2 protein-coding genes are annotated in these 1,492 nt (G+C 67.8%); one reads left to right on the forward strand and one right to left on the reverse strand.

Features of this window, described 5'->3' with window-relative positions; genetic code table 11:
* A partial coding sequence (locus AO501_RS14930) for a PE family protein (protein ID WP_156452568.1) occupies positions 1 to 575 on the reverse strand: 575 nt, incomplete at its 3' end.
* 324 nt (positions 576 to 899) lie between these two features.
* Between AO501_RS14930 and AO501_RS14935 the strand changes: the two genes are divergently transcribed.
* On the forward strand, positions 900 to 1,492 hold a 593-nt coding region (locus AO501_RS14935), incomplete at its 3' end, for a PPE family protein (RefSeq protein WP_156452569.1).

The following is a 1,492-nucleotide window of genomic DNA, read 5'->3' on the forward strand; positions in this document are numbered from 1 at the left end:
CCCCCCAACGGCGTGGTCCCGGTCGGGCTATAACCCGCCCCGCCATCCCCGAACCACAACCCGCCCGCACCACCAGTCGGGCTGGCCGCCGTGCCCGCGGCCCCGTTGCCGATCAAAGCCCGGCCCAACAACAACTCGGTGGGGAAGTTCAGGATCGGATCCAGAACCTGCCCGAACACACTGTTGATCCACCACTGACTCACCGTGTGCGTCGGCCCGTACACCAACAGCTGAAAGAGGCTGGCAACCGGAGACGCGGCCACCGCCGCCGCCGACCCCTGCAGCCACGCTGCGGCACCGACCTCCGCGCCGGCATACTCGCTGGCCGCCGACCGCAACGCCGTCACGAACTGGTCCTGGTAACTGGCCGCCTGCGCCGCCAACGCCTGATACTCCCGCGCATGAGTACCGAACAAGGCCGCAATCGCCGCCGACACCTCATCACCCGCGGCCACCGCCACCTGCGTCGTCGGCATCACCGCCGCCGCATTGCCGGCACTGACATCCGAACCGATCCGCGCCACATCCGAAGCCGCCTGGGTCACGGCCTCCGGCGACACACTGAGAAACGACATAGCCCGAAGACCCCCTCCGCCCGAATTCACTTCTGCCCGTACGTCACTTCAGTCACACCCCGCGGGGTATCCAGAGAACGACGTTCTCCGATGAAACGATTTCGGTTGCCGGATATTTAGGGCCGAAAGTCCCTCCGGGCGCGTCCGATGGTCCTGAGCCCTGCTCCGTCGGGTGCCTGCCGCGACCCCGGTGGGCGAAATACGATTGATCTGCGCGACGGCCAGACGTGTGGAGCGCTTGTTGTTACTGTTACAAGGGGTCGCTGCTCACTTTTGCGAGGTCAGCGCGAGGAAGCCGATGGCCGATCTGGGAGGACGGGGTCTGTGAGTTTCTTTACACTGCCACCGGAAATCAACTCGTTGCGAATGTTCCTCGGTGCTGGAAGCGCACCGATGTTGCAGGCTGCGGCGGCGTGGGACGGACTGGCGGCTGAGTTGGGTACCGCAGCCCAATCGTTCGGGTCGGTGATCTCCAACCTGGCGGGACAAGCGTGGCAGGGTGCCGCGTCGGCAGCCATGGCGGCCGCGGCCGCCCCCTATGCGGGCTGGCTGGCCGCCGCCGCCGCACAGTCACAGGGTGCCGCCGGGCAGGCGCTGGCGGTGGTCAGTGCCTTTGAGGCGGCCCAGGCAGCCACCATTCACCCGGGTGCGGTGGACGCCAACCGGAACGCCTTCGTGAACCTGATCATGACCAATCTGTTCGGACAGAACGCGCCCGCGATCGCCCTGGCCGAGAGCATCTACGAGGAGATGTGGGCCCAGGACGTCAGCGCGATGGCCAGCTACTACTCCGGGGCGGCGGCCGCTGCGGCACAGGTCGTGCCGTGGCAGTCGGTGCTGCAGAGCTTCCCGGCCCTGGCGGGTGGCATTGCCAGCGGCCTGAGCGGCGCGGCCGGCGGCGGTGGCGGTGGCGGCAC

The sequence above is a fragment of the Mycobacterium gordonae genome (genome assembly GCF_001417955.2).
GTDB classification, from domain to species: domain Bacteria; phylum Actinomycetota; class Actinomycetes; order Mycobacteriales; family Mycobacteriaceae; genus Mycobacterium; species Mycobacterium gordonae_B.